2 protein-coding genes are annotated in these 3,804 nt (G+C 66.7%); both read right to left on the bottom strand.

Annotated elements, in window-relative coordinates:
* Positions 1 to 1,777: TonB-dependent receptor (locus NBV68_RS18375; protein WP_296312769.1), on the bottom strand; the 1,777-nt coding region annotated here is incomplete at its 3' end.
* Between the two features lie 177 nt (positions 1,778 to 1,954).
* Positions 1,955 to 3,804, bottom strand: a 1,850-nt coding sequence (locus tag NBV68_RS18370; RefSeq protein ID WP_296312765.1) for an outer membrane beta-barrel protein, incomplete at its 5' end; no start/stop codon positions are given.

The following is a 3,804-nucleotide window of genomic DNA, read 5'->3' as shown; positions in this document are numbered from 1 at the left end:
CCTCGAAGCCCCAGCAGTCGGCATCGCCCTGAAGGTACTGGAAGACGGGGAGGTCGTCCTCTTCTTCGCCGGTTTCCTCGAGGAAGATGTAGTTGGAGAACCATTGGCGATAGGCGGTGAGGCCGAAGGTGCCCTTGCCCAGCTGGCCGCGGGCGAAGGCTTCAAGGCCCCAGGCGCGTTCGGTGGCAAGGTCGGGGTCGCCGATCTCGAAGGCCTGCGTGGCGATGTGCGGGCCGTCGGAGAACAGCTCCTCGGCGCTGGGCGCACGTTCGGCGCGCGAGCCGTTGATGCCGAGGCGGACGCCCTCGATGCCTTCATAGACGAGGCCGAGCGCGCCCGAGACAGTGTCGAAGTCGCGCTCGATGCCGAGGGTCTGGGCCTCGACCTTGGTGAACTCGGCGCGGGCGGCGGCCTCGATCTGGAACGGGCCGGTGCCCCATTCCTGAAGCGTGAAGAGCGCGATCTGGTCGGTGAGGTTGGGCGGGACGTAGGCTTCGGCGCCCACGGCGAAGAAGTCGCGGTGGGTGTATTGCAGGCCGGTCGCGCCGCGCAGCACGCCATCGGCGTTCTGCACCAGCTCGGCGCGGGCTTCGATGCTGGCGCTGTCGAATACGGTGCCAACCTCGGTGCCCTCGAATTCGGTGTGGGTGTAGTCCGAGTAGCCGACGCGCAGCTTGAGCCGCTCGAAGGCGCCTTCGCCGAGGTAGATGTCGCCCTTGAAGTCGGCGCGGAACTGGCGGAGGCCGATGGTGACGCGCTCCTCGCCTTCCTCCTCTTCCTCGGCTCCGCCTTCCTCGCGGTGGTGGCCGGCGCCGGGGCGGGTGGGGACGCCGTAGCTGGTGTCGTACCAGCCGATCGCGGCGCCGAAGGTGCTCTCGCCGAGGACCAGGCCGAGCCCGGCGTTGATAGTCCAGCTTTCGACCGCGGTGTTGGGCACGAAGTCACCCTGTGATGCCGCTTCGCGCAGTTCGGCGGCTTCCTCGAGCTCGCCCTCTTCCTCTTCCTCGGCGGCATTGGCGAGGAGGTCGGCGCGCAGTCCAGGGGCGACCTGGAAGCCGCCGATGTCGATATCGCCGGTCTTGCGCCACGATCCGTCGATGTGGGCGACGAGGTTGGGGCCGATCCCGACATCGAGGCTCGCCGCGCCTGTGCGCAGGTTGGTGGCGCTGTCGATCCCGGCGAAGGCGTCGACGTGGAGATCGTGGTCGGGCATCCGGGTCGGGATGCGCTTGTCGATGACGTTGACCGCGCCGCCGATCGCTTGGCTGCCGTAGAGCAGCACGGCGGGGCCGCGCAGCACCTCGATCCGCTCGATGGTGATCGGCTCGAGCGTGGTGGCGTGATCGACCGAGGTGTTCGAGACGTCGGCGGTGCCCACGCCGTCGACCAGCACGCGCACGCGCTCGCCCTGCTGGCCGCGCAACACCGGCCGCGAGGAGCCGGGGGCGAAGCTGGTCGCCGAAACGCCGGGGAGCTTGGCGAGGAGGTCGCCGATCTGGCCGGTCGCCGCGTCGCGTTGGACGTCGGCGATGTCGAGCACGCTGGTGCCGGCGAGGAGGTCGAGCTCTTTCAACCCGGCGGTGCTGACGATGATCTCGCCCGCGGTGCCGGTCTGGCGGTTGTGGACGTCGTCATCGGGCTCGGCGGCAGCGGGCTGGGCAGCTTCGGCTGCGGCTGCGGTCTCGTCGGCCAGCACCGGGCTGGCGGCGGCGGCAAGGCCGAGGGCTGCAGCCAGAGCGAGGCGCGAGGGGGCAAGGGAGAGCTTGCTGGCGTTCATGGGGGTTCCCGTGGCTTATATGTGATAACGTATCACGCGACTAGCGCCGTGCGCGGGCGATGCAAGCGCAAAATCGGAGAGGCGCTCCAAGCGGTCGACGAAATGCAGGCCTGCAAAAGAAAATGGCCCGGTCGCGGGTGCGACCGGGCCATCCCCTGTTGACCGCTGATCGGTGAATCAGAAGGTGACGCGCACCCCGCCGGTGTAGCGGCGGCCGAAGCGTTCCCACTCGATCGTCAGATTGTCGGTGAAGGGGGTCGGCGTCCCGGTGGCGGTGAGCAGGTTGCCCGGTTCGGAAAAGCGACTGCCCTGCTGGTTGGTCAGGTTCGATGCGTCGAAGTAGACCTCGATATTGCGATTGAAGGCATAGCGCATCGAGAAGTCCATCTCCTCGTCCGCCGCCCAATAGGTGTCGCCGGCATCGGTCAGGTCGTTGGCGATACCATCGAGCCAAGCACTGCGGCGCTGGTACTGGAGGCGGGCCGAGAAGCCGTACTTCTCGTAATAGGCGCCGATGTTGTAGACCACGTCCGAAGTGCCGGGCAGGCGCACGGTGCGTTCGGGCACGATCACCGTGCCGGTGTTGCTCAGGAACGCGGGCTTGGTCGCTTCGCTGTCGTTGAGCGTCAGGTTGGCGGTGATCCCGAAGCCGCCCATGAACTCGGGCAGGCCGAGATCTTCGGTGAAGGGCTCGAGCTGCAGCTGGGCCGCCATTTCGATCCCGACGATACGGCCTTCCCCTGCGTTGGCGATGCCGGAGAAGATGTAGTCCGAACGGTCGATCCCGCCGAAGTTGAGCGCATCCGAACCGAACGTGCGGCGATCAGTGTAGAGCACGTCGCGCACGTCGCGGTAGAAGGCACCGATCGACATGAAGCCCTGCGGTACGATGTACCATTCAAGGTAGCCGTCGAGGCCCCAGGAACGCTCGGGCCTTACTGCCGGGTTGCCGCCCGAGATCCGCTCGTTGGTATCGTCAATCTGCACGTTCGGGCGCAGCTGGTCATAATCGGCCCGCGCCGCGCCAGTGGTGTAGCCGATGCGCAGCTTGCCGTTGGGCGACACGTTGTAGTTCACGTGCAGGCTGGGGAAGTAGAAAGTATCGGCGCTCTCGGCAGTGATGCCCGTGGCGACGCCGCGGTTCTCGACCCGCTCGACGCGCACGCCGCCCACGATGCTGCCCCAGTCATAGCGCAGCGTTCCCATCAGGTAGCCGGCGAGGATGCGCTCGCGAACCTCGTAATCGTCCTCACCGTTGCTTACGGGTGTAAAGGCGAAATTCGCCCGCGCCGCTGCGGACGCGGCTTCCATTGCCGCGATATCGAAATAACGGAAGGTGTAGCCCAGCGGGAGCTCGCCCTGGAAGGGAATGTCGAGCGCGAACTGGTTGAAATCGGTCGGAATGCCGATCGTCGCATAATCCGCCGCCGAGGTGCGAAGGATCTCCAGGTTGACCGAGGTCTTGGTGCGCTGATCGTACTGGAAACCGGCCTTGAAGGTCGCTTCGCCGCCGAGGAAGCCGGTATCGTAGGCGAGTACCGCGCGGCCGGTGTAGGCATCGGTATCGTCGACGAGGTCGGCGACACGGAACTGCGAGAGCGGCTTCACGAAGCTGTCGACGCCGGTCACGGCCGCCCCGGCCTGGAAGCGGGTCGGGCTCGCCAGCTGGACAGTGCGGAACAGCTGTAGGCGGTGGAGCAGCGGATTGGTGAAGTCATAGGCCACCGTCGGGCGCTCGGTGCGGGTCGACGGGCTGTTCCAGCGTGCCTCGCCGGTCACCGAACGGTCATCGCGCGAGCGGGTGTAGTTGCCCAGCCACTCGAACCGCAATCCGCTGTCGCCGAAGGTGTGCTTGCCTTCGACAGTGTTGGTGAACACCGATTGCTCGAAAGCGCGCAGGGTCGAACGCTGGTTGATGTCGATCCCGTAAACCGTGCCGCGCAGCGGGGTGTTGCCGACGCAGATGTCGGCATAGCCGGTGGTGGTCGGGGTCGGATCCACGACGACCGGGCAGGCGGTGGTGGAGT

This window comes from Erythrobacter sp. (genome assembly GCF_023653175.1).
Taxonomy (GTDB): Bacteria; Pseudomonadota; Alphaproteobacteria; order Sphingomonadales; family Sphingomonadaceae; genus Erythrobacter.
This window is presented reverse-complemented; position numbering and strand designations above follow the sequence as displayed.